The following is a 24,919-nucleotide window of genomic DNA, read 5'->3' on the forward strand; positions in this document are numbered from 1 at the left end:
GAGGGCCGCGCCGACGAGCCGCGCGCGGAGCTCCTCCCGGACCCCGACGGCGGCCCATCGGCCCGCCTGGAGGGATCCCCACTCGGCGAGGGCGCGAAGCACGACGCCCGAGGCCGCGATGAGGGCGGGAGCCCGCCAGTCGGTCCGCCCGGCGAATGCCGCGGCGAGGCCCGACGCGACGCCCTGCGCGATGAGGATCACCGCGGCGCCCTTCGCGGCACCGAGGACGCTCAACAAGACGACCGCCGCCTTGGTCGCCCGGCCGCTGGGAATGCTCGGACGCACGGTCAGGCGCCCACAGGCGGTTCGGTCGCTCCACGCCCCGACACGAGGCGCGTGAGGAACGCAGGGACGACGTTGTGCGCGGACGGGATGCTGCCGAGCGTGATACGCCTCCGAAACACCCAGTACGTCCAGCTCTGGTAGGCCAAGACGAGCGGGAGTCCGATGAGGGCCACGATCGACATGAGGCCGAGCGTGTAAGCGGAGGAGGACGCCGTGGCGACGGTCAGGTTGTTCGCCGGGCTCAGAGTCGACGGCAGCACGACCGGGTAGACGGCGCTGAAGACTGCGGCGGCCCCGGCCGCGAGGAACACCGCCATGAGGAGGAACGCGCGGCCCTCGGAGCCGCGTCGGGCGAGCGCCCACGAGGCGACCGCAGCAACCGCCGCCACCGCGGTGAGCGTCCAGCTCCACCACGCCCCGCTCCGGAACTGGATCGCAACCACCCACGCGACGAGCGGGAGAATGCCGAGCGGCATCCAGCGCCGGAACGCGAGGTGCGCGCGCGAGCGGATCTCGCCGTCGGTCTTGAGCGCGAGGAACGCGAGGGCGTGGACGAGCGAGAAGCCGACGACGGCGGCGCCCCCCAGGACGGCGTAGCCGCTGAACCACGCGAAGGGTCCTCCGACCCGGTCGCCGTTGGCGTCGAGAGGCAGGCCGGTCGTCGTGACGGCGAGGAGCGCACCGACGCAGAACGCGGCGAAGAACGAGCCGAGGGCGATCGCCCAGTCCCATGCCGCGGTCCAGCGGGCGGAGGCGATCTTGCCGCGGTACTCGAACGCGACCGCGCGGAAGATCAGCGCGACCAGGGCGAGCGTGAGGGGAAGGTACAGCCCCGAGAACAGGGAGGCGTACCACCGCGGGAACGCGGCGAACGTCGCACCGCCCGCCGTGATGAGCCACACCTCGTTGCCGTCCCACACCGGCCCGACGGTGTTGAGCAGGACGCGGCGCTCCTCATTGGTGCGGGCGAAGATCTTCATGAGCATGCCCACGCCCAGGTCGAAGCCTTCGAGGAAGAGATAGCCGATCCAGAGGACGGCAACCGCACAGAACCAGACAGTGGGAAGATTCACGGCGTGCTCCTTTAGTAGGCGAAGGCCAGGACGTCGTCGGACTGCTTGTCCTCGCCGTCGTCGTGCTTCTCGGCGAGCTCCGGCATCGCGGACGCGACGCCGCCGCGCGTGTAGCGCCACAGCAAGCGCACCTCGACGACCATGAGCGCTGCGTAGATGACGCAGAAGACGATGAGCGAGGTGAGAAGCTCGCCCGCGCTCACTCCCGGCGACACCGCGGCAGCCGTGAACATGAAGACTTGGTCGAAGCTGCCGGCCATCGACGGGTTGGGCGCGACGACGAACGGTTGGCGGCCCATCTCCGTGAAGATCCAGCCCGCTGCGTTCGCGCCGAAGGGAGCCAGGATGCCGACGACCGCGAGCCGCATGAGCCACCTCGCTTGGGGAACCGTGCCCTTGCGCGTGAGGTACAGGGCTACCGCGGCCGCGAGCGCAGCGAGGGCCCCGAATCCGATCATCATGCGGAAGCCCCAGTAGGTGACCTCCATGACCGGGACGTACTGAATGGGCTGACCCGCGCGATCGCCGTAGATCGGGTTGTTGGGGAGATTCGTGCCGTACTCGGCCTGGTACTGGGGAATGAGGCTGTTGACGCCCTTGACGTCGGTCGTGAAGTCGCCGTGGGCCAGGAACGAGAGGAGCCCGGGGATCTCGATGACGGCTGCGACGTTCGAGCAGTCCTTCGACCCCACGTCGCCGACCGAGAGCACCGAGAAGCTCGTGCCGTCGTGGCAGGCCGCTTCCGCCGCGGCCATCTTCATGGGCTGCTGGACGAACATGAGCTTGCCCTGGATGTCACCGGTGATGGCCGTCCCCGCGAAGGAGACCATGGCGACGAGGGCGCCGATCCGCAGGCTCCGGAGCCAGACCCGGTGGTCGGTGCGGTCCCGGCCGGGCAGGTCGGGGTTCTCCCCCGGGATGACCCGACCGTCGGGGCCGACGGTGTCGATCCCGTCCTTGCGCCGCTGCCACAGGTGGTACCACGAGATGCCCAGAAGGAAGGCGCCGGCGACGCCGAGCGAACCCAACAGGGTATGCGGCACGGCGACGAGCGCGGTGTTGTTCGTGAAGACGGCCCACGCGTCCGTCATGACCGGGTGGCCGTCGACGACCTTGACGCCGACCGGGTGCTGCATCCAGCTGTTGGCCACGATGATGAAGTAGGCCGAGACGGCGGAGCCGACGACGGCGCACCAGAGCGCGGCGAGGTGGAGGCCCGGTCGGAGGAGCTTCCAGCCGAAGATCCACAGGCCGAGGAAAGTCGACTCGACGAAGAAGGCGAGCAGTGCCTCCATCGCGAGCGGCGCACCGAAGACGTCCCCGACGAAGCGGCTGTACTCGCTCCAGGCCATGCCGAACTGGAACTCCTGCACGAGGCCGGTCGCCACGCCCATGATGAAGTTGATGAGGAAGAGCTTCCCCCAGAACTTCGTCATCCGGAGGTACTCGGGTTTGCGGGTGCGGAACCAGACGGTCTGCATGACGGCCACCACGAGGCCGAGGCCGATCGTGAGCGGGACCATCATGAAGTGATAGACGGTGGTGATGCCGAACTGCCAGCGGGCGATTTCCAAGGCGTCCATGTTCGCTCCTGTCGAGGGCGGAAACCCGATTTTCTACAATCCGTAGAAGCTCTGACTTCTACACAGTGTAGAACACGTGGAAGATCCTCACGAAACATTGAAGCCCGATCCTCGGCCCCTGTCAGCGGCGCGGAGGGCGACGCGCGGGCGCTTGACCACTTTTTCTTCTACCTCGCGTAGAATGGAGAGTGCGGCTCATGGGTCACCACCCGATGAATGGGACCGCATCGGCAGCACGGAAGGACACAACGATGGCAAGCCTGGGGGAGCTCGAACGCTCGGTCATGGACCAGCTTTGGTCGACAGTGGAAGCAGCGACGGCCAACGAGCTCCGGGACCGTCTCGCACAGAGCGAAGTACAGGGCAAGGACCTCGCCGTCACGACCGTCCTTACCGTCCTCTCACGTCTCGAGAAGAAGGGACTCGTGGAGCGTGAGCGGGGCACGCGCCCGCACCGCTACCGGGCCATCTCAACCCGAGAAGACCACACTGCCCGGCTCATGCACGAGGCACTCGGCACGGCGCCCGACCGCGAGGCAGTCCTCGCTCGCTTCATCGGCAGCGTGACCGAGGCCGAGGCCGCCACACTCCGCAAACTCCTCGCCCGCGGCTGACCCGCAAGCCCCTCGTCGCCGAGGACGGTCGTGCTCGTAGCCTCGTATCTCCTCGCACTGCTGGCAATCCTGCTCGCGTGGCCGGTGCCGGTCGCACTTTCGCGCGCCCGGTGGACGGCGCGCTCACCGTTTGCCGCGATGGTCCTGTGGCAGTCGATAGCCCTCGCGGGAGGGCTGTCGATGATCGGGGCGATGCTCGTGTACGGCCTCCAGCCCCTCGGGGACAACCTGCTCCAGGCCATCGGGCGAGCCACGTCCCTCGTCCTGGAGAACAGGTCCTCCGACGAACTGCAGTTCTGGCACCTCTTCGCCCTCTGCGCCGCTGCGCTGCTCGGGACGCACCTCGTCTTCACGCTGGGCCTCACGTATGCGCGGATCACGAGCCAGCGCCGGAGGCACCGTGAGCTCCTTGAAGTGCTCAGCCTGCCCTCCGGGGCCATCGAGCGGACGCTCGTGATCAACCATCCGGCCCCCGTCGCCTACTGCCTTCCCGGGGGTTCGAGGTCCGTCACGGTCCTCTCCGACGGCCTCGTGGAGGCCCTGTCCCCCGGCGAGCTCGCCGCCGTCGTCGAACATGAACGCGCGCACCTCACCCAGCGGCACCACCTTCTGCTCTGGGCCTTCGAGGCCTGGCGCCAGGCACTCCCGTGGCTTCCGACGTCACGGCTCTCCCGCGAGGCGGTCTCCTCGCTCGTCGAAATGCTGGCCGACGACGTGGCCCGCAGGACAGCGCCCGACGACGTCCTCGTCCGGGCAATCGCCCTGGTCGCCGTCGGTTCGGCCGCGTCCGCGACCAGTCAGGACGAACCCATGCTCGGAGGCCCCCAGGCGCCGGGGTCCCCCGGGGCCCCCGAAGAGGGCGAGGCATCCCTCGCCGCGCGCCTCAGCCGACTCCTCACACCACAGCCCCAGCTCACCCGGGCCCAGACGACGGCGGTGCTCGCGACGTCCGGGCTCATGCTCGCGCTGCCGACCGCTCTTCTGCTCGCTCCCGGGCTCGTCAGCTGACCCGACCCGTCACCGCCCGCTGAACTCGGCGCCGAGCGCGACGCGTCAGGCGTCGATGCGCTCGCGATCGAGGTTCGCGCTGCCCGACACGATGAAGTCCTTTCGGGGCGCGACCTCCGAACCCATGAGCAGCTCGAAGACCTCCTCGGCCCGCTGCGCGCTCTCGATCGTGACGCGACGGAGACTCCGATGGCGCGGGTCCATCGTGGTCTCGGCGAGCTGATCGGCATCCATCTCCCCGAGTCCCTTGTACCGCTGGATCGGCTCCTTGTAGCGCCGCCCCTCAGCCTCGAGACGCTTCAGAAGGGCATGGAGCTGCCCTTCGGAGTAGGTGTACACCATCTCGTTCGCCTTGCTCCCAGGGTTGATCACCTCGACCCGGTGCAGCGGGGGCACCGCGGCGAACACGCGGCCCTCTTCGATCATCGGGCGCATGTACCGGAAGAAGAGGGTGAGGAGGAGCGTGCGGATGTGGGCGCCGTCGACGTCCGCGTCGGTCATGAGGATGACGCGCCCGTAGCGCGCGGCCTCGATGTCGAAGCTGCGCCCGGATCCAGCCCCGACGACCTGGATGAGTGCCGCGCACTCGGCGTTGGAGAGCATGTCTCCGACTGACGCCTTCTGGACGTTGAGGATCTTGCCTCGGATCGGCAGGAGCGCTTGGAACTCGGACGAGCGCGCGTGCCGCGCCGTGCCGAGGGCCGAATCCCCCTCGACGATGAACAGCTCGGATCGCGTGACGTCGTCGGTGCGGCAGTCGATGAGCTTGGCGGGCAGCGTCGAGGACTCGAGGGCGGTCTTGCGGCGCTGCGTCTCCTTGTGCAGGCGCGCCGTCACGCGCGACTTCATCTCGTTGACGACCTTCTCGAGCAGGACCGCGGTCTGGTTGCGGTCCCCGCGCGCCGTGGAGGTGAGCTTGGCGCCGAGTTCCTTCTCGATGACCCTGGAGACGATCTGCCGCACCGGGGCGGTACCGAGGATCTCCTTCGTCTGGCCCTCGAACTGTGGCTCGGCCAGACGCACCGTGAGGACGGCTGTCAGGCCGGCGAGGACGTCGTCCTTCTCGATCTTGTCGTTGCCGGCCTTGAGCTTGCGCGCATTCGCCTCGACGGCCTTGCGGAACACCTTGAGCAGCGCGGCCTCGAATCCGGCCTGGTGCGTCCCGCCCTTGGGCGTGGCGATGATGTTGACGAAGGTCCGCACGGTTGTGTCGTACCCGACCCCCCAGCGGAGCGCGACGTCGACATCGCAGTCGCGCTCGACTTCGGCGATCTGGCTGTGTCCTCGCTCGTCGAGCACGGGGACGGTCTCCTTGAACGTCCCCGAGCCGTGGAGGCGCCACGTTTCGGTGACGGGTGCGTCGATCGCGAGGAAGTCGACGAACTCCGAGATGCCGCCGTCGTGGTGGAACACCTCCTCGTGGGGTCCCGACTCACCCGGGGTGCCCGGCTGCCGACGCTCGTCGCGCACCGTGATGCGAAGGCCCGGCACGAGGAACGAGGTCTGGCGTGCGCGGCCCGCGAGCTCGTCGTAGGAGAACTTCGCGTCGGGGGTGAAGATCTGCCGGTCGGCCCAGTACCGGATGCGCGTCCCCGTCACGCCGCGCTTGGCCTTGCCGACGACGTCGAGCACCGAGTCGTCGACGAACGGCTCGAACTGGGCATCGGGGCTCAGGCGAGAGCCTGTATCGGCGAAGCGGCCCGGTTCGCCGCGCCGGAAGGACATCTTGTAGGTCTTCCCGCCGCGGTCCACGTGGACGTCGAGACGCGCTGACAGCGCATTGACCACCGACGCTCCAACCCCGTGGAGGCCGCCCGAAGCGGTGTACGACCCGCCGCCGAACTTGCCGCCCGCGTGCAGTTTCGTGAACACGACCTCGACACCGGTGAGTCCGGTCTTGGGCTCGACATCGACCGGGATGCCTCGACCGTCGTCGTGAACCTCGACGGAGCCGTCCGGATGGAGGATGACCTTGATGTCGTGCCCGAATCCCGCGAGCGCCTCGTCGACCGAGTTGTCGATGATCTCCCATAGGCAGTGCATGAGACCTCGGGAGTCGGTCGAACCGATGTACATGCCGGGGCGTTTGCGGACAGCCTCGAGGCCTTCGAGGACAGACAGGTGCCTGGCGGTGTATTCAGAGCTCGGGGTCACGCTCGAGAGGCTCCTTATGAGGCAGGGGAAGGCGGGCGGACGACGCGCCCTGTTCATACAGGGTAGCCGCACGCGCAGCAGTTCCCTCTCGCGCCACCCGGAAGGCCCAGCGAATTCGGGGCGAGGGAGGCCTTGCGGGGTGCTTCCCGTTATCGAACATTGATACGCCGCGAGCGAAACGCAACCGTTTTGTGGAAGGTCTAGAGCAGGCCGGGGTGTTAGATGGGTAAGACCACCGTGGAACCGCCCGGTATCTGTGAAGGAGGCCAAGATGACTTCAGCCCTTGCGGACCGCACCCTGACCGCCGTCGACCGCTGCGACCGCTGCGGCGCCCAGGCCTACGTCCGAGTGGTTCTCGAGACGTCCGGCGGCGAGCTCCTGTTCTGTGCCCACCACGCGCGCGCAGTCGAGGGCCGTCTCCGCCCGCTCGCGTCGCACTGGCATGATGAGACGGATCGACTGACCGAGCGCACGGCCGTTCCCGAAGACTGACGCTCGCGCTCCAGCTGCAGAGAGGGCCCGGACGCCTACAAGGCGTCCGGGCCCTCTCTCGTGCTGGGCTCGCCGGAGCGAGCCCAGCGTCTGGCCTTAGTCGAGGTAGTCGCGCAGCACCTGCGAGCGCGACGGGTGGCGGAGCTTCGACATGGTCTTCGACTCTATCTGGCGGATACGCTCGCGCGTTACCCCGTAGACCTTGCCGATCTCGTCCAGTGTCTTCGGCTGGCCGTCGGTCAGGCCGAAGCGCATCGCGACCACACCGGCTTCACGCTCAGAGAGCGTGTCGAGAACCGAGTGCAGCTGCTCCTGCAGGAGCGTGAAGCTCACCGCGTCCGCCGGGACGACCGCCTCGGAGTCCTCGATGAGGTCGCCGAACTCGGAGTCGCCGTCCTCACCGAGCGGTGTGTGCAGCGAGATCGGCTCGCGGCCGTACTTCTGCACCTCGACGACCTTCTCGGGCGTCATGTCGAGCTCCTTGGCGAGCTCTTCCGGCGTGGGTTCGCGCCCGAGGTCCTGCAGCATCTGCCGCTGCACACGGGCGAGCTTGTTGATCACCTCGACCATGTGCACGGGAATGCGGATGGTCCGGGCCTGGTCCGCCATCGCGCGCGTGATGGCCTGACGGATCCACCACGTTGCGTAGGTGGAGAACTTGAAGCCCTTCGTGTAGTCGAACTTCTCGACTGCGCGGATGAGGCCGAGATTGCCTTCCTGGATGAGGTCCAGGAAGAGCATGCCGCGACCCGTGTACCGCTTCGCGAGGGAGACGACCAGTCGGAGGTTCGCCTCGAGCAGGTGGTTCTTGGCCCGCTCGCCGTCGTGCACGATCCGCTCGAGGTCGTGCCGGAACTGGGCGTCGTAGGTCGCACCCTCTTCCTCGAGCTTGTGCTTGGCGAAGAGCCCGGCCTCGATGCGGAGCGCGAGGTCTACCTCCTGCTCCGCGTTCAGCAGGGCCACCTTGCCGATCTGCTTGAGGTAGTCCTTGACGGGATCAGCCGTCGCGCCGGCAGACGTCACCTGCTGGACCGGCGCGTCGTCCTCATCGGCGTCGGAGATGACCATGGCAGCCGAAGTTCCGGGGGCGGTCTTCGCGTCGCCGTCTTCCTCGACGTCGGTCTCGGCCGCGATCTCGTCCTCGCCGGGAGTCACGGCATCAAGATCGGTGGCCTCTGATTCGAGCGCCTCGGTCTCGACGGCGTCCTCGGGGGCATCGCCCTTCGGGGACGTCTTTGTGGGCGCCGCGTCGCTGCTGGCAGACTTCCGCGCAGTCACCTTGGCCTTGGTTGCGGTCGTGCTCTTGGAGCGCGAGCCCGTCGAAGTGCGCCTGGTGGATGCAGCCTTGCGCGCCTCGGTCTCCACCGTGGCCTTCTCAGCTGTTTCCTTCTCCGTGGGGGGCGTCACGATCACCTTCCTGCCGCTGTCCTGGCGCCGCCATGAGGGCAACACCACTATGACCCTGTCAAGTCCGTGCTTCGCGCAGAGCGCGTCCCGGACCGAAGGGTCTTATGTATCAACCCCTCGGCTGCAAGATTCGTTCCCGCCAGTGCGAAATTAACGAGGACGATTCTGGCTTCCAGTGCTCGGACCCGACCGGGTCTGCCGTCCATTGTCGCACGGCCGCGCCCCCGAGGCCGCATTCACTCGCCCAATGGATTACGCCGCCTCGCTGATGCGACGCCATGCCGTCTCAGGACATCGCGCCCAGCCGGCGAGCTCTCCGCCGTCGACCACGCGGACCAGGAGGTCGGCGAAGCGGTAGCCTGGCGCCGCGGCCAGGGCTCGGCGAAGGAATCCCGACGCCTTCGAGCCCCGGCCCCGCGCCCAGAAGATCCAGCCGAGCACGGCGAGCGCGGGTGCCCGCACCTCCGGCTCCTCCCTTTCGACGAGCACCCTCATCATTCGCTCGAGCCGGCCGATTCGCTCCCACAGGGGCCGCTCCCGGGTCCGGCCCAGGATGACCGCGCCGAATTCGAGCGCCGCGTCAACGTCTTCCCCGCCGGCGCCCCCGTCCTCCCATTCCCGGACTCTCACGCCGACTCCGGCGGTGCTCAGACCTCCAGCCAGAGCCGGGAATTTCGCATCTGCAGCGCCCGGCCATGGATCGAGCGCTCCGATGGCGCGGCTCCCCTGCCACGCTGCCGGCCCGCCGAGCGCGGCCGCGACAACCGCTGCGTCTCGGAGTGCAGGGCGGAGGAGGGAGGCGCCGAGCAGTCCCAAGCGGTCGTCGTCAGGCATGCGGGGCGCCGAGAGCGTCTCATCCCACGCTGCGAGCGCAGCGGCGAAGGTCCCGGGATCCCACCACGCCTCGGGGCGCTCTTCACCAGGTCCGCGCCGAGCCACGGCTTCACTGCGTTGGGGGAAGGCACCGGATTCGAAGGAGCTGCCCCGATAGACGAGTTCTGCGCTCACGCGGCTGCCCCTGATTGTCTCGATCGACTGTCCGGGCCACGGGCAGCAGGCCGCCTGCTCGCACAGGAGACTTCGCCACGTGCGTTCGCCGACGAGCCACGCGTCGAGAAGCGGAATCCCGAAGTCCGCCAGGGCGAGCGCTGCCGCCGTCACAGTCGCAGCATGCGGCGGGGCCTCGAGGTCCCGCCATTCCGCTGCCGAATACACCGCCAGCACCGCGCCGTCCGCCAGCGGATCGGTGGCGAGATAGTCGCACAGGGTTGCGGCGAAGCGCGCAAGCTCCGCCGGTTCCAAGACGTCAGGCAGATCGACGCGCACGGAAACCCCCACCGAGCCCGCCCCCACGGTGACTCCCACGAGACTCTCCTGCGGCCACTCTCCGAGGGCGTGGGGGATGTAGCCGAGCAGGTCCTCCGGTTCGCGCACGCATAGCGCGTCGGCGCGGCCGGGCTCGGAAGCGGGAAGGAAGTGGTCGCTGCTCTCGTCCATGCGCCCAGTCTTGAGTGCCCCTCACGCGCTCGACCGACGGATTCAGGGCTATGTGGAGAATCGACGGAAAGATGCGACCACAGTCGGGCTGGGGAGGACCAACCGGCGAAGACCCGACGGGCCTAGCCCTCGACCTCCGCGGTGCGCCGAGAGCGGTACTCTGCCCAGGCTGCTCGGACGGCCACCAGCAAGGGGGCGACGTGGACGCCGTTGGCCGCCAGCTGGCGGCGGACCTTGCGGCGCACCCGAAGGATCATGGAGGCCCCGAAGGCCATGACCAGCAGCTGGACGGCGAGTGCCACCCTGAACGCGCTGAGCGAATAGAGGCCCGCGGGCGAGAGTCCCATCGCGTGCTGGACGTCGAGGAGCCATCCAATGAGGAACATCGTGATGAGGGCCGCGACGAACCCACCGGAGTTGACGATCCCCGTGGCGGTGCCGAGGCGGTGCGACGGATTGAACGTTCTCGCGAAATCGAACCCGATCATCGACGACGGGCCCCCGACCGCCAGCGCCGCGACGAGGATCACGAGCAACCACAGCGGCGCCTGCCCGGGGTACACGAGGACAACGGCCCACACGAGGGCTGTCAGTGCCGTGATGAGCAGCACGAGCGTCGACCGGCGCAGCGGATGGCGCGAAACGAAACGTCCCACAGGCGGCCCTGCGAACAGCGCCACGACGACGAAGAAGGACATGAGCCCGGCAGCCGTGCCCGAATCGTAGCCCTGCCCTGCGACAAGGAAGGGGAAGCCCCAGGCCAATGCGAACACGTTGCCGCTGAACTGGACTGTGAAGTGGCTCCACAGCCCGAGACGTGTCCCCGGCTGGCGCCACGCGGCGGCGAGGACCGCGCGCGTCCCCTCGGGCTGCGTGTGCTCCCGGGGCGCCGTGCCTTCCGGCGCGTTGCGGAGCAGGGCGAGGACAAGGACGACGACGAGGGCCGACATCGAGGCCAGCGAGAGGAAGCCCGTTGTCCAGCCGCGCGCATGCAGGAGGGCGAGGAACGGGATGACGCTCACGAGCTGGCCGAGCATCCCGAGCATGCCGGTGAGCTGCGTGAGGAGGGGGGCCCGTCTGGCGTTGAACCAGAGGGGAACGAGCCGCAGGACGGAAACGAACGTCATCGCGTCGCCCATGCCGACCAGCATGCGCCCGATGATTCCTGTCACGGTGGTCTCGGCCACGGCGATCTGGAGCTGCCCGAGCCCCATGAACACGGCACCGATCGCCACCATGATCCGCGAACCGAACCGGTCGACGAGCATGCCGACGGGGATCTGCAGCGATGCGTACACGACGAGCTGGAGCACCGTGAAGGACGAGAGCACGGCCCCGCCCACATGAAAGCGGGCGGACGCCTCGAGGCCGACGACGCCGAACGACGTCCGCTGCATGACCGCGACGAGGTACGCGAAGACCCCGATCCCCCACACCATCCACGCGCGCCAGCTGTTCACTCCCCCGATCCTAGTCGGCGGGGGCCCCGCCTCCCTTGGATCCGTCGTCGTCGGCGCCAGTGTCCTTCGTCTCTTCCTGGGCGGCAAGGTATGCCTCAACGGCCGCGCCGAGCACTTCGGCGTCCGGCAGTTCACCGCTCATGGCGGCGAGAAGCGAGCGCTGCGGTGCGTCGGCCGAACGCTCGTCGAAGCGCTCCTCGAGACCCTCCACGAGTTCCCGGACGTCGTCCGAGCCGGCGACCTGATCGGCGATCTGCCGCTCGATCTCGCGGTTGGCTTCGCGAAGCCGGTCGGTCGGCAGCATGAGTGAGGCGGCGGCGCCCAGATGCTCGAGACCCGTGACGGCAGAGGCCGGGTACTCGGCCTCGGACAGATAGTGCGGAGTGTGCACGACGAATCCGACCACGCCGCGGCCAGACTCCGCGAGGCGCAGCTCGAGGAGATGGCCGATCGCGGCGGGAACGCTCACGATCGGCTTCCAGCGGGAAATGCCGTCGACGAGATCGGGCCGGTTGCCGTGGACGGTGACTCCGAGCGGACGGGTGTGCGGGACCGGCATGGGGATGGAGTGGGTCCAAAGGACAAGGCGCACGTCCAGCTTCTCGACGAGGTCGACGACGGCACGGGCGAACCGCTCCCATTGGAAGTCGGGCTCCGGGCCGGAAAGAAGAAGGTACGGCTGGCCGAGGCCGTCCACGAGCGCGTAGAGCGCAAGCCGATGGGGGCTGTAGCCCTCGAGGTGGTCCTCCACGAACGTGATCCGCGGACGACGCGCCCGGTAGTCGATGAGAGCATCGACGTCGAATTCTGCGACCGTGCGGGCCGCCCCTTCCCGAAGGAGTTCGGCCGTGATCTGCTCGACGGCGTGGCCTGCGTCGGCAAAGCCCGTGAAGCCCATGAGCATCGGCAGGCCCTTGAGGTCCGGGTCCGCCAGCAGTTCCTGCGCCGCCGCGTAGAGGCCGGCTGGATCCTGAAGGGGTCCCCCCAGGGCATGGTCCATCTGGCTTTCGCTCCTCTCGGTGGTCCTCTACGTGTCAACGGAACACGGCTGTCCATCATTCCACCACCCGCTACGATCGGAAGTCCGGGAGGGACAGCCCTTGGACCGTCAGACGGCCCAGGTCCTCCCGCCGCCCTTCCAGAAGCCTTCCCACAAGAGAAGCCTTCCCACAAGAAACGAGGCCTCCTTCCGTGTTCATCAATGCCGAAGCGTCACTGAGCGCCATCGCACGCGACCTGCGCAAGACCCCCAGCGACGCGGTTGTCATCGGTGTCGCGCAGGGGAGCGACGGCCCGGTCCTCCTCGAAAGCCCCCTGAGCTCGAAGGACGCGGAGGCGATCCAGAGCACCCTCGGGCTGCTGGGGATGAGCGGAGCGGCGGATTCGCTGGTCCGGCTCCCTGGCATTCCGGAGCTTCACACGCAGATCATCGCGCTCGCGGGAATCGGGAAGGTCGACGGCGCCGGGCCCACCCGCGAACAGCTCCGCCGGGCCGCCGGATCAGCGGTGCGTCAGCTCGCGGGACTCGAAAGCGTCGTGCTCGCCTTCCCCGCGCCCACGGTCGCCGAATTCTCGGCCGTTGCCGAGGGCGCCGCCCTCGGCGCCTACTCCTACACGGAACACCGCACCCGGTCGGGCGATGGGGCGAAGCGCAACGTAGCGCGCGCCGTCGTCCTCTCCCCGATCGCGGGAAGCGCGGCCGCCGACGCCGCGCTCAACCGCGCGGCCGTCGTCGCGAAGGCCGTGAACACGACGCGCACCCTCGTCAACATGCCCCCGAGCCAGCTGTATCCGGCGTCGTTCGCCGACGCGGCGAAGGAGCTCGCCAAGGGGACGTCGGTCAAGATCACGGTCTGGGACGAGAAGCGGCTGGAGAAGGACGGGTTCGGGGGCATCCTCGCCGTGGGGCAGGGAAGCACCCGGCTTCCGCGACTCGTCAAGGCCGAATACGTCCCTGCTCAGGCTTCGAAGGCGCCGTCGGTGCACCTCGTGGGCAAGGGGATCACCTTCGACACCGGCGGCATCTCGATCAAGCCCGCAGCCAAGATGGACGAGATGAAGAGCGACATGGCGGGCGCGGCCGCCGTCCTCGCGACCGTTCTGGCGGCGGCGCGCCTCGGGGTCAAGACGAAGGTGACGGCGTGGCTCTGCATCGCGGAGAACATGCCGTCGGGCAGCGCCCAGCGGCCGGCAGACGTCATCGCGATCCGCGGCGGGACCACCGTCGAGGTCCTCAACACCGATGCCGAGGGCCGGCTCGTCATGGCTGACGGCCTCGCCGCGGCGAGCGAGGAGCAGCCTGACGTCATCATCGACATCGCGACGCTCACGGGTGCCGCCCTGATCGCCCTCGGGACGCGCACGGCGGGTCTCATGGGAGACCCGTCGGTGACGGGCGCGCTCAAGGACGCGGCCGACGGCGAGGGCGAGGCCGCGTGGCCCATGCCCCTTCCGGACGAGCTCCGGGCGGGCTTGGACTCCGCTGTCGCCGACATCGCAAACGTGGGCGACCGGCCGGGCGGGATGCTCACCGCCGGCATCTTCCTGCGCGAATTCGTGGGAAGCAACGGCGACGGCTCGCCCATCCCGTGGGCGCATATCGACGTCGCCGGCCCGGCGTTCAACACCGGGGGCGCCTGGGGCTACACGCCCAAGCAGGGCACGGGGGCGATGGTGCGCACCCTCGTCCGCTACGTCGAGGACCTCGGGAACACCGCGTCCTGACTCCCCACCGACGGCACGAGAGGGCGCCCGGCTGCCAGTCGGACGCCCTCTCGCTGTCTGTGACAGGGATCACGTGCCACAACGATCGCGCGCGATTCCGTGCAGTGAGAAGATAACTCCACTGAGCGAAACTGTGCCTTATCCGTGAGCCTTGCCACAAGGTCGGGACAAACGACCCTAGGAAGGTGGAGCATAGTCCGTCGGGGCGATAGGGTTGCCCTGATACCGGGCCTGCCGGCGCACGAGCTGGCGGCACATTGTCACCCATGACGGCTTATCGCCGTCCTTCATGCGAGGGAGCGTCACGTGGCCGACCAGCCAACTGCGCAGGAATTCGACATCTTGGTCCTCGGTGGCGGCAGTGGCGGTTACGCCGCCGCACTGCGCGCCGTCCAGTTCGGCTACAGCGTCGGGCTCGTCGAGAAGAACAAGCTCGGCGGGACGTGCCTCCACAATGGCTGCATCCCCACGAAGGCCCTCCTCCACTCGGCTGAACTCGCGGACCATGCCCGCGACGCGGCCAAGTACGGCGTGAATGTGACGCTCGAGAGCATCGACATGGACGCCGTGAACGCGTACAAGAACGGGATCATCGCCGGCAAGTTCAAGGGCCTGTCCGGGCTCATCAAGGCCAAGGGCATCACGGTCATCGAGGGCGAGGGCCGCCTCACCGGCCCCGACACGGTCACCGTGAACGGCACCGCCTACAAGGGCAAGAACATCATCCTGGCCACCGGGTCCTACTCGCGGTCCCTCCCGGGCCTCGAGATCGGCGGTCGGGTCATCACCTCGGACCAGGCCCTCGAGCTCGACTACGTGCCGAAGTCGGCGATCGTGCTCGGCGGAGGCGTCATCGGCGTCGAATTCGCCTCGGTCTGGAAGTCCTTCGGCGTCGACGTGACGATCGTCGAGGGCCTGCCGTCGCTCGTCCCGAACGAAGACGACGCCATCATCAAGCAGCTTGAGCGGGCGTTCAAGAAGCGGGGCATCAAGTTCAACACCGGCACCTTCTTCCAGGGCGTCGAGCAGGACGAGAATGGCGTCAAGGTCACGCTCGTGGACGGCAAGACGTTCGAGGCCGAGCTGCTGCTCGTCGCCGTCGGCCGCGGCCCGGTGACCGCCAACCTCGGCTACGAGGAGCAGGGCGTCACCATCGACCGCGGCTTCGTCATCACGAATGAGCGCCTCCACACCGGCGTGGGCAACATCTACGCCGTCGGCGACATCGTGCCCGGCGTCCAGCTCGCGCACCGCGGCTTCCAGCAGGGCATCTTCGTAGCCGAGGAGATCGCCGGGCTCAACCCGGTCGTCGTCGAGGACGTCAACATCCCCAAGGTCACGTACTGCGAGCCCGAGATCGCAACGGTGGGGTACACCGAGAAGGGCGCCAAGGCGAAATTCGGGGACGACCAGGTCCAGGTCCAGGAGTACAACCTCGCCGGCAACGGCAAGAGCTCGATCCTCGGCACCTCGGGCATCATCAAAGTCGTGCGGCAGAAGGACGGCCCCGTCGTCGGGGTCCACATGATCGGGTCCCGCATGGGCGAGCAGATCGGCGAGGCGCAGCTGATCGTCAACTGGGAGGCCTACCCCGAGGACGTCGCCCAGTTCATCCACGCCCACCCGACCCAGAACGAGGCCCTCGGCGAGGCTCATCTGGCTCTGGCCGGCAAGCCCCTCCACGGCTGACAGCCTCCGGGCACCGACATCAATCGCACGATTAGAAGCACGAAGGAGCACGGAGACAATGTCTGAATCCGTCAACTTGCCGGCTCTCGGGGAGAGCGTCACTGAAGGCACCGTCACCCGCTGGCTCAAGCAGGTCGGGGACCGCGTCGAGGTTGACGAACCCCTCGTCGAGGTTTCGACGGACAAGGTCGACACGGAGATTCCATCGCCGATCGCCGGCGTGCTCGAGGAGATCCTCGTCGCGGAGGACGAGACGGCCGAGGTCGGCGCTCCCCTTGCACGCATCGGCGACGGGTCGGGCTCCGGCTCGGCACCCGCGGAGGCCGCCCCAGCACAGGAGTCCGCCGCCGAGGCGGCTCCCGCCCCCGCTGCAGAGGCCGCCCAGGCTCCCGCTGCAGAGGCCGCTCCTGTCGAGGAGCCAGCTGAGCCCTCCGTGGACCAGGCCGCTCCCGACGGGCACGAAGTCACGCTTCCCGCCCTCGGCGAAAGCGTCACCGAAGGGACGGTGACTCGGTGGCTCAAGAGTGTCGGCGACGCCGTCGAGGTCGACGAGCCTCTCCTCGAGGTCTCCACGGACAAGGTCGACACCGAGATTCCCTCACCCGTCGCAGGAACGCTGCAGGAGATCCGTGTCAACGAGGACGAGACGGCCGAGGTCGGCGCCGTTCTCGCGATCATCGGCTCCGGAACCGCCGCACAGGCCGCTCCAACCCAGCCAGCGCCGGCTGAGGCATCCACCCAGTCCGCACCGGCTCCCGAGGCAGCTTCTCCCGCAGCGGTCGCCTCCGAGGCGGCACCCGCTCCCGCCGAAGACGAGGACAAGGCGCTCGCCCAAGCTGCCCCGGCCCCGGCGGCTCCTGGGCAGGCTCCTGCCCCCCAGAGCGCGCCGGCACAGCAGGCTCCCCCCGCCCCGGTTGGGGCGTCCAACGGAGCCGAGGCCGGCTACGTCACGCCTCTTGTCCGGAAGCTCGCGAACCAGCAGGGCGTGGACCTCTCGACCGTGAAGGGCACCGGAGTGGGCGGCCGCATCCGCAAGCAGGACGTCGTCGCTGCGGCCGAGGCTCAGAAGGCCGCCCAGCAGGCTGCTTCGCCGGCCCCGGCGCAGACCGGTTCCGCTCCCTCGGCTCCCGCCGCACCGTCGGCCGCTCCGGTCTCGTCGCTCCGGGGCACGACCGAGAAGGCCCCGCGCATCCGTCAGGTCATCGCGCGCCGCATGCGCGAGTCCCTCGACACGTCGACTCAGCTGACGCAGGTGCACGAGATCGACATGACGAGGATCGCCAAGCTCCGTGACCGGGCGAAGGCGAACTTCCAGGCGCAGAACGGCGTCAAGCTGACGTTCCTCCCGTTCATCGCGAAGGCTGTCGCCGAGGCGCTCAAGCAGCACCCGAAGCTGAACGCGGAGTACAACGAGGAGAAGCAGGAGATCACGTACCACAACGCGGAGCACCTTGCGATCGCGGTGGACACCGAGAAGGGCCTCCTCGTTCCCGTCATCAACAACGCAGGGGACCTCAACCTCGCGGGCCTTGCAGGCCGCATCGCCGACGTGGCGTCGAGGACGCGCAGCGGAAAGATCGGACCGGACGAGCTCTCGGGCGGAACCTTCAGCATCACGAACATCGGTTCGGTCGGGGCGCTCTTCGACACCCCGATCATCAATCAGCCGCAGGTTGCGATCCTCGGCACGGGTGCGATCGTCAAGCGCCCGTGGGTGACCCAGAACGCCGAGGGCGACGACGTCATCTCGATCCGCTCGATGATGTACCTCTCGCTGACCTACGACCACCGCCTCGTCGACGGCGCGGACGCGGGACGCTTCCTGCAGACGCTCCGGGCGCGCCTCGAGGCTGGCGCGTTCGAGGCCGACCTCGGCCTCTGACCGACCGGCCTCTCACGGCCCACACTGCGGCCCGGATTCCCCCGCGGGGTCCGGGCCGCAGCCTTTCCATTCGTTATCCACTTGGAATCCTCGGGGTTCCGTATCGGGAGGGGCGGCCAGTGGGCCGACACTAGAATCGAGAGCATGACTGTCGTCCTGAGCATTTTCGTCTTCCTCCACATCGTCGGCGCTGCCATGATCGTGGGACCGTGGATCGCGAATATGAAGAAGCCGACGGTAGGCGCCCGCCAGTTCGATGGCGCCATGACCCAGCTCGTCACCGGGATCATCCTCGTCGGCCTGATCACGGTGCTCTCCAAGCAGGCAGACTCGAACGTCGCCTCTCCCGACTACGTCAAGCTCACGGTCAAGTTCATCATCGCCGTGGTAGTGGGCGCGCTCGCCTTCGTCGGGAACCGCCGCCGGAAGGCCGGCGACCCGGTCGCCCCGGGGCTGGCCCACGCCGTCGGCGGCCTCGCCCTCCTCAACATCGCGATCGCGACGATCTGGCCCTGACCGTCCAAGAGGCACCTCACGCCCCGCCCGCGTCATCCGAACGCGAGCGGGGCGTCTTTGTGCCTACGATGGCCGGGCCAGTCCACTCATTCCGGCCCTCGGCGGCCGGCGCAGCAGTCCACAGGACCCAACGAAGGAGCGAAGCATGGCTACCATCCGCACCGCCCACACCGTCTGGAACGGAACCCTCATGGAGGGCTCCGGCCGGACGACTCTGGACACGTCAGGGCTCGGCACGTACGACGTGACCTGGAAGGCGCGCAGCGCCGATGCCAACGGCAAGACGAGCCCGGAAGAGCTCATCGCCGCCGCCCACTCCGCGTGCTTCTCGATGGCGTTCAGCAATGGGCTTGCAGAGGCCGGGTACACGGCGGACGAGATCAACACCCGAGCCGAGGTCGACTTCGTCCCCGGCAAGGGCATCACGACGAGCAAGCTGACCGTCTCGGCAAGGGTGCCGAATCTCTCCCAGGACGAGTTCGAGAAGATCGCCGACGGCGCAAAGAAGGGCTGTCCGGTCAGCCAGGCTCTGGCCGGGATCGAGATCACCCTCGACGCGAAGCTCGAGTCCTGATCCCAAGCCATTGAAGAGGGGGACCCCGTCGGCGCACTTGACGCAGACGGGGTCCCCCCGTTCGTTCAGCCTTCGTAGGCCAGCGCCGCTCCCGCCACGGTCAGCGCCTGGGGGCGCGGCGGCAGCGCTCCGGGACGGACCGAGCGATAGCCCGTTCGCGCCGGCGGCCGCTCCGTCGGGATCTCCATGAGCATCTCCTTGAGCACGCCGATGCCCTGCTCGAGTTGCGGGTCGACGCCGGCAGCATAGGCGTGTGGCGGAAAGGTGACCTCGATGTCCGGCTCGACGCCCCGGTTTTCGACCCCCCACCCCACTCCGCCGCCGAACCAGGTCGCGTAGCGAGGCTGGGTCACGGCCGTGCCGTCGGCGAGCCGGAAACGATTGTCGATCCCGACCACGCCGCCCCAGGTCCGGGTGCCGATGACAGGGCCGATGCCGCGAAGCTTGCCCACCTGGGTGACGATGTCGCCGTCCGAGCCCGCGAATTCATCCGCGAGGATGACGACGGGACCCCGTGGGGCGTGGCGCGGGTAGGTTCGCGGCTGCTCTCCACGAGGCATGGTCCAGCCGGTCACGCGGCGCCCGATCAGCTCGGCCACGAGCTGGGACGTGTGGCCGCCGCGATTGCGGCGGATATCGACGACGAGAGCGTCGAGCGCCGTCTCGGTGTCGAGGTCGCGGTGCAGCTGCGCCCATCCGCGTGCACCCATGTCAGGCACGTGAAGGTACCCGAACCGGCCCTCGGACGCTTCTCGGACCAGCCGGCGGTTTGCCTGCACCCAGTCCTGGTACCGCAGTCGCTCCTCGTCCTTGAGGGGCACGACGGCGATACGCCGCCGTTGGCCTTCGTGCTCGCCGTGCCCGGAGCCGTTGAGCATCGTGAGCTCCACGGTCTTGCCCGCGGCGCCCACCAGCGCCATGGCGGGCCCGAACTCCGCCGTGAGGGGGACGCCGTCGACCGCGAGGAGCCGATCCCCGGGGCGCACATCGGCACCGGGCGCCGCGAGAGGGGACGTCGCAAGCGGGTCGGACGATTCGCTCGCGAGGACTCGGCGCACCGTCCAGCCGTCGTCGTAGTCGAACTCACCGCCCAGACGGCCCTGGCCACCGGCACCGGGCTCTGTCGCGAGGCTCGGAGTCACATAGGCGTGGGAGGTCCCGAGTTCCCCCTGCATCTCCCACAGCAGATCGACGAGATCGTCGTGGGAGCCGAGGCGCTCGACGAGGGGCTCGTACTGCGAGCGCACCTCTGCCCAGTCGAGCCCCGCCATATCGGCGGTCCAGAAGAAGTCCCGCTGGAGCCGCCACGCCTCCGCGAACCCCTGCCGCCACACGGCGACCGGGTCGAGGCGCACGCGGATCCGGTCCAGTTCGACCCGGACGTGCTCTGGCGAGCCCTCCTCGACCTTCGCGGCACTCGGCACCGAGCTGACCCGGCGGTCGCTGACATAGACGACCTTCGAACCATCCCCGCTCAGCCGATAGGTGTCGAGTGCGGCCACGATGCTCGTGGTGCGACCGTCCGCGAGGTCCACGCGCTCGAGCGTGGGCTGAGGGTCCTTGTCCCCGGGCTTCGCCTTTCCGTCTCCCGTCGCGCCGGAAAGGTCATGGGAGAGCCACAGGAGGGCCCCGGGCGCCGCTGTGAGCCGGGAGTAGTTGCCCTGCCGGACGGGCAGGGCAACAACGCGATGCGCAAGGCCCTCAAGGTCGACCCTCGTCGGGGCCGATGCGGATGCCTCGCCGTCCCCTTTCGCGGTCTGGCCATCGAAACCGGCGACCTGGGGTCCGAAGGGAGCGGCCGTCGTTGCCGCGAGCGGCACGATGTAGGGCTTGATCGGGCTCGGGAACGCGAGGTCGAACGAGTGTCCGTCGTACACCGGGTCGAAGCTGCGTCCCGACAGGAACGCGAGGTACTTCCCGTCGGGCGTGAATGCGGGCCACGCGTCCCAGAACCGGCCGTCCGTCACGTCGGCGACGGCGCCGGAGGAGATGTTCGCGATGCGCAGCTTCGAGCGCGATCCAAAGGCCGTCACAGGCTCGCTCCACGCGAGCCACCGCGAATCGGGGCTCCACGCAAGCTGCTCGATGGTCCCCTCCTCCACTGTCGAAAGCGTGCGGGCGGACTTCGATTCGAGGTCGACGAGGTGGATCTCGCCGAAGGCCGTGCCGAGCGCGATGTGGCGGCCATCGGGGCTCGGGAGGAGTTGGGCGATGCGGCCGGGGGTCGGCAGATCGAGCCGCACGGGGGCAGCTGCGGAGGTTTCCGCAGTTCCTCGCCCACCCCGGGTCGGCACGACGTAGGAACGCTGTTCCACCCGGTCAATCGGAGCCTGCGGCAGGGCGGAGCCGGGCCCGGCGCCGACGGGCACGGGGGCGGGCACGGCGCTTCCCGCTTCCTCGGTCGGCGCGTCCCCGGCCTCAGGCGAGAGGGGGGTGCTCCGAGCCGATGCTCCGTCCGCTCCGTGGCAGTCCGCGGCATCCCGAAGATCCCTGACGAACAGCGCCTCCTCGCCCGCGTGGTCGGCGATGTACGCGACCCGGTCCCCGCCGACGGGACGGGCGAGACGCGCACGGACGCCAGGTGCCGCCTCGACGACGCGCGAGGGGCCGTCCCGGTGGGTGAGCCAGTGCACGGTGCCGTGGGCTTCGACAACGCTCGCATCGCCGTCGTGCGTTGGCACCACCTCGCCGAGGTGACGTCCGACGGCGAGCGGCACGGGGCGACGCGAGGTCGAGGCTGAGCCCAGGCTCACCTCGAGCTGGCGCGGTGCCGCCTCGAGGCTGTCGAGGAGCCACAGGCCGCCGGCCGACTCCACGATGATCCGCGATCCGTCCGAACTGGCGTGGCGCGCGTAGAAGCGATCGAAGTCCGTGTGGCGGCGCAGGTCGGAACCGTCACGCTCGACGGAATACACGTTGCCGTAGCCCTCGTGGTCCGAGAGGAACGCGATCCGCCCCCCGATCCATGCCGGATCGCACATATTGCCCTCGAGCTCAGGGGCCAGGCGGCGGAACTCGCCGCCGCCGTCGACGTCGATCCAGAGCTTGCCGATCGCGCCCCCGCGGTAGCGTTTCCACGCCGCGGGCTCGCGGGAGAGGACACTTCCGACGACGACGGGCCGCTCGTCTCCGACGGACGGCCCGAAGGCCACGGAGTCGACGGGGCCGAAGGGGAGCTCTTCGAGCCACCCGCCCCCGACGGGGACCGCGTAGGCGTGGGTGTGGCGTGCATCGGGCTGGTTGTGAGCGCTGGTCACAATGACTCGGCCCCGCGGGTCGAAGCCCTTGACTCGGGTGGACTGGTGACCGAAATACGTGAGCTGGTGAAAGCCTCCGCCGTCGACGTCCGCAGCAACAGCCTCTGGCGCGTTCCCCTGGACCACGCTCCAGACCACCTTCGCGCCGTCTGGGGTGAAGCGCGGGTTGCGGGCCGGGAGCTGAAGCGCCGAGATCCGCCAGGCCCGGCCGCCTGAGACCGGGGCAAGCCACACGTCGTCCTCGGCCACGAACGCAACGAGGTCGCCGTGCACATGGGGGTACCGAAAGTAGCTGGAGGCTGTCATCCTCCGATCATAGGCAGGGCGGCTGGGAGCACCCGGGACACCTGCCAGCCCAGATCGCGCCGTTCGAGGACGATCCGCAGCCATTGGTCCTTCGCCTCACCGGGTCTGGCCAGCTCGCTGCCGTCGCTCCCCCGCACCGCGAAAGCCGAGGTCACCACGTGCACACGGACGACGGCGGTCCTGCCGCTGGCCCCCGTGGTGGCGCCTGTCTCGGCGTCTCCTGGCCCTGCGAGTTCTGCCGAGAGGACCCGAGAGGCGAACCCCTCAAGCCGCTGCCCCCTTGCATCGAGGTCGTCTGCGAGCCTGCGGTCGGCCAGGTCCGCCTCGGCTCCCGCGACGTTGACCCGCGCGAGCAGTTCGCGGTCCACGCGAGACACGGCGAGCGCCCTGATCTCGGCGAGCGCCTGGACCGCCTGCACAGGGTCGTCGGACTCCGCCGCTCGCCTCAGCGGGTCGGGCACTGTCGACCAGCCTGTCGGCGCCCCAGAATCCGCCGGAGCCCCAGCCGCCGGAGGCCCAGATCCCGGGGTCGCGTCGCGGGGGATATTCCCCGCTGCGAGGCCGACCATCCCAGCGAGGGCTGCCGCAACTGCTGCCGTTCCGGCGAAAGCGGCCCATCGGGCCCTTCCGAGCCAGCGCCGCGGCGAGCGCGGCGCACCCGCGCGGCGTCGACGGGGCGGCCCCTTCTGCAGCCGCGTGACCAGTTCGGGGAGAACCTCGGCGTCGACCGCCGGGGCGAGGTCGACCGGCTCGGGCCGATGACTTCGCAGGACGGCGCGTGCGAACTCGGCCGCCGTCGGACGCCCTCTGGGATCCTCCGCGAGCGCCGCCTCGACGGCCGCAGAGAGCTCGAGGGGGATCCCGGGGGCGAGCAGGCTGAGCGGCGGCCGCGCCCGCCTGGGTCCAGGTGGCGAGCCCACAAGGCAGAACCAGGCGACGGCACCGAGTCCGTAGACGTCGGCAGCAGGGCGCACCGGCGAGACGCCCTCGGTGAACGAGACGCCCTCGGCGAAAGGGTCGAAGAACCCGTCGGTACCTCTCATGGTCCCCGCCTCATCGCCTACGTGACGTGCCTCGCCGAGATCGGCGAGCAGCGGCCGCCCTTCCGATGTGAACAGGATGTTCCCGGGCGCAATGTCGAGGTGCGCCGCTCCCTGGGCGTGCAGGGAGGCCGCGGCCTGGGCGATGGGACCGACAGTCGTGACCGTCTCCCCCGGCGTGAGCCGGCCCCGCGCAGCTACAAGGCGCGCGAGGGAGCCAGCCGCCGCGTACTCCATCAGGAGCACCGGCGCGCCTGAGGCTGCATCCGTCGCGGAGGCAAGGCAGGCCAGCACGTGCGGATGCGGGGTGGCGCGCCTGCGGAGCTCGCGCCGGTGGGGATGCGCCGCCGATCCTCGGCGTCCGGCACCGGCTCGGAGCACCTTAGCCGCCCGGAGGCACCCGCTCGACTGCTCCCGGACGAGCCAGACGTCGCCTGTGCTTCCGCGCCCGAGGAAGCGGACGACGTCGTACCCGTGGACCGCTGGTTCGGTGGGTTCCATGCACCCCTGTCTACCGCAGATCTACGCCGAGCGTCGGAAGTTATCCACAGGCTGGAGTCCCCCATGTGAGTCATCTCATGGCAGCGCCCGCCCTCAGGGGGATTAAGCTTGTCCGCATGACTCTTGCGTTCACCCGGCTGGGGTTTGCGCCCGACTACGTCGACTACACCGCGGGACTCGCGGCACAGCGTCAGCTCCACGACGAGGTGGCAGCGGGAAACGCCCCCAGCACCGTCCTTCTACTCGAGCACGCCGCCGTGTATACGGCCGGCAAGCGGACCGAGGAGCACGAGAGGCCGCTCGACGGCACTCCGGTGGTCCCCGTGGACCGCGGCGGGAAGCTCACGTGGCACGGGCCCGGGCAGCTCGTCGGCTATCCGATCGTTCGGCTCAAAGAGCCACGAGGCGTCCGTGCCTATGTCGAACTGCTCGAAGACGTCATGATCGCCGTGATCTCCGAGTACGGGATCGAGGCCGAACACGTCGACGGCCGCTCCGGGGTCTGGGTGCGCGCCGACGATCGGGCCGGCGATCGCAAGATCGCGGCCATCGGCATCAGCGTGCACGACGGCATCACGGGCCACGGCTTCGCCATCAACTGCAGCAACAGCCTCGACCCCTACGAGCAGATCATCGCCTGCGGCATCACCGACGCCGGCACGACGACCATCTCCGCCGAGATCGGCCGCGAGGTCGGGCCATTGGACATCGCCGACAGAATCACCGAAGAACTGGCCCGCCGGGCAGACGAATTCGTCGCGGACGAGCCAACCACCGAGGACTCTTCCTCTTCCGCCCAGACTGAAGGAGCACTCCTGTGACGCTCGCACCCGAGGGACGCCGGATGCTGCGCATC

General features: G+C 69.0%; 19 protein-coding genes. 9 read left to right on the top strand and 10 right to left on the bottom strand.

Features of this window, described 5'->3' with window-relative positions; all coding sequences use genetic code 11:
* The 3 genes from V7053_RS09290 to V7053_RS09300 all read right to left on the bottom strand — a co-directional run.
* Positions 1-285 (bottom strand): hypothetical protein (locus V7053_RS09290; RefSeq protein WP_334171996.1); only part of this gene is annotated, 285 nt, incomplete at its 3' end.
* A gap of 2 nt (positions 286-287) precedes the next feature.
* Complete coding sequence (gene cydB / locus V7053_RS09295; RefSeq protein WP_334171997.1) at positions 288-1,358, bottom strand: cytochrome d ubiquinol oxidase subunit II; 1,071 nt, start codon at positions 1,356-1,358, stop codon at positions 288-290.
* 11 nt (positions 1,359-1,369) lie between these two features.
* A complete protein-coding gene (locus V7053_RS09300; protein ID WP_334171998.1) occupies positions 1,370-2,941 on the bottom strand; it encodes a cytochrome ubiquinol oxidase subunit I in 1,572 nt (523 codons plus the stop codon).
* Between the two features lie 251 nt (positions 2,942-3,192).
* Between V7053_RS09300 and V7053_RS09305 the strand changes: the two genes are divergently transcribed.
* Together V7053_RS09305 and V7053_RS09310 are read left to right on the top strand one after the other, a co-directional pair.
* A complete protein-coding gene (locus V7053_RS09305; RefSeq protein WP_334171999.1) occupies positions 3,193-3,555 on the top strand; it encodes a BlaI/MecI/CopY family transcriptional regulator in 363 nt (120 codons plus the stop codon).
* Positions 3,556-3,585: 30 nt separating this feature from the next.
* A complete protein-coding gene (locus tag V7053_RS09310) occupies positions 3,586-4,563 on the top strand; it encodes a M56 family metallopeptidase (protein ID WP_334172000.1) in 978 nt (325 codons plus the stop codon).
* A 45-nt stretch (positions 4,564-4,608) separates the two neighbouring features.
* On the opposite strand, the gene V7053_RS09315 is transcribed toward V7053_RS09310, so the two are convergent.
* Positions 4,609-6,717 (bottom strand): DNA gyrase/topoisomerase IV subunit B, encoded by a 2,109-nt coding sequence (locus V7053_RS09315; protein WP_334172001.1) that lies wholly within the window; start codon positions 6,715-6,717, stop codon positions 4,609-4,611.
* A gap of 271 nt (positions 6,718-6,988) precedes the next feature.
* On the opposite strand from V7053_RS09315, the gene V7053_RS09320 reads away from it, so the two are divergent.
* The gene (locus tag V7053_RS09320) at positions 6,989-7,210 is read left to right on the top strand and encodes a DUF7455 domain-containing protein (RefSeq protein WP_334172002.1); all 222 of its coding nucleotides are present in this window, start codon (positions 6,989-6,991) and stop codon (positions 7,208-7,210) included.
* Positions 7,211-7,306: 96 nt separating this feature from the next.
* Here V7053_RS09320 and V7053_RS09325 read toward each other — a convergent pair whose 3' ends face one another.
* From V7053_RS09325 to V7053_RS09340, 4 genes are all read right to left on the bottom strand, one after another.
* The gene (locus tag V7053_RS09325; RefSeq protein ID WP_334172003.1) at positions 7,307-8,617 is read right to left on the bottom strand and encodes an RNA polymerase sigma factor; all 1,311 of its coding nucleotides are present in this window, start codon (positions 8,615-8,617) and stop codon (positions 7,307-7,309) included.
* A 252-nt stretch (positions 8,618-8,869) separates the two neighbouring features.
* The gene (locus V7053_RS09330) at positions 8,870-10,114 is read right to left on the bottom strand and encodes a DUF4192 domain-containing protein (protein WP_334172004.1); all 1,245 of its coding nucleotides are present in this window, start codon (positions 10,112-10,114) and stop codon (positions 8,870-8,872) included.
* A 122-nt stretch (positions 10,115-10,236) separates the two neighbouring features.
* Positions 10,237-11,574: an MFS transporter gene (locus V7053_RS09335; protein ID WP_334172005.1), complete on the bottom strand. Its 1,338-nt coding sequence runs from the start codon at positions 11,572-11,574 to the stop codon at positions 10,237-10,239.
* Positions 11,575-11,584: 10 nt separating this feature from the next.
* Positions 11,585-12,574, bottom strand: coding sequence for a proteasome assembly chaperone family protein (locus V7053_RS09340; protein WP_334172006.1), 990 nt, complete (start codon positions 12,572-12,574; stop codon positions 11,585-11,587).
* 191 nt (positions 12,575-12,765) lie between these two features.
* On the opposite strand from V7053_RS09340, the gene V7053_RS09345 reads away from it, so the two are divergent.
* From V7053_RS09345 to V7053_RS09365, 5 genes are all read left to right on the top strand, one after another.
* Positions 12,766-14,298 carry a leucyl aminopeptidase gene (locus V7053_RS09345; protein WP_334172007.1) on the top strand — a complete coding sequence of 511 codons (1,533 nt, stop codon included), beginning with the start codon at positions 12,766-12,768 and terminating at the stop codon, positions 14,296-14,298.
* A gap of 306 nt (positions 14,299-14,604) precedes the next feature.
* A complete protein-coding gene (gene lpdA / locus V7053_RS09350) occupies positions 14,605-15,987 on the top strand; it encodes a dihydrolipoyl dehydrogenase (RefSeq protein WP_334172008.1) in 1,383 nt (460 codons plus the stop codon).
* Between the two features lie 58 nt (positions 15,988-16,045).
* Entirely contained in the window at positions 16,046-17,869 is a 1,824-nt protein-coding gene (gene sucB / locus V7053_RS09355; RefSeq protein WP_334172009.1) for a 2-oxoglutarate dehydrogenase, E2 component, dihydrolipoamide succinyltransferase, read from the top strand.
* A gap of 144 nt (positions 17,870-18,013) precedes the next feature.
* Positions 18,014-18,385, top strand: a complete 372-nt coding sequence (locus V7053_RS09360; RefSeq protein WP_334172010.1) for a hypothetical protein — start codon at positions 18,014-18,016, stop codon at positions 18,383-18,385.
* A gap of 145 nt (positions 18,386-18,530) precedes the next feature.
* Complete coding sequence (locus V7053_RS09365) at positions 18,531-18,959, top strand: OsmC family protein (RefSeq protein ID WP_334172011.1); 429 nt, start codon at positions 18,531-18,533, stop codon at positions 18,957-18,959.
* A 65-nt stretch (positions 18,960-19,024) separates the two neighbouring features.
* Here the strand turns inward: V7053_RS09365 and V7053_RS09370 are convergent, their stop codons facing one another.
* Together V7053_RS09370 and V7053_RS09375 are read right to left on the bottom strand one after the other, a co-directional pair.
* The gene (locus V7053_RS09370) at positions 19,025-22,522 is read right to left on the bottom strand and encodes a S41 family peptidase (RefSeq protein WP_334172012.1); all 3,498 of its coding nucleotides are present in this window, start codon (positions 22,520-22,522) and stop codon (positions 19,025-19,027) included.
* Positions 22,519-24,063 carry a serine/threonine-protein kinase gene (locus V7053_RS09375; protein WP_334172013.1) on the bottom strand — a complete coding sequence of 515 codons (1,545 nt, stop codon included), beginning with the start codon at positions 24,061-24,063 and terminating at the stop codon, positions 22,519-22,521. Before V7053_RS09375 ends, V7053_RS09370 begins: the two co-directional genes overlap by 4 nt.
* A 77-nt stretch (positions 24,064-24,140) precedes the next feature.
* Here V7053_RS09375 and lipB point away from each other — a divergent pair, with 77 nt between their 5' ends.
* On the top strand, positions 24,141-24,884 hold the full coding sequence (lipB, locus tag V7053_RS09380; protein ID WP_334172014.1) for a lipoyl(octanoyl) transferase LipB: 744 nt from the start codon (positions 24,141-24,143) through the stop codon (positions 24,882-24,884).
* Positions 24,885-24,919: the final 35 nt, after the last annotated feature.

Origin of the sequence: Sinomonas sp. (genome assembly GCF_036848755.1) — a bacterium.
Taxonomy (GTDB): Bacteria; Actinomycetota; Actinomycetes; order Actinomycetales; family Micrococcaceae; genus Sinomonas.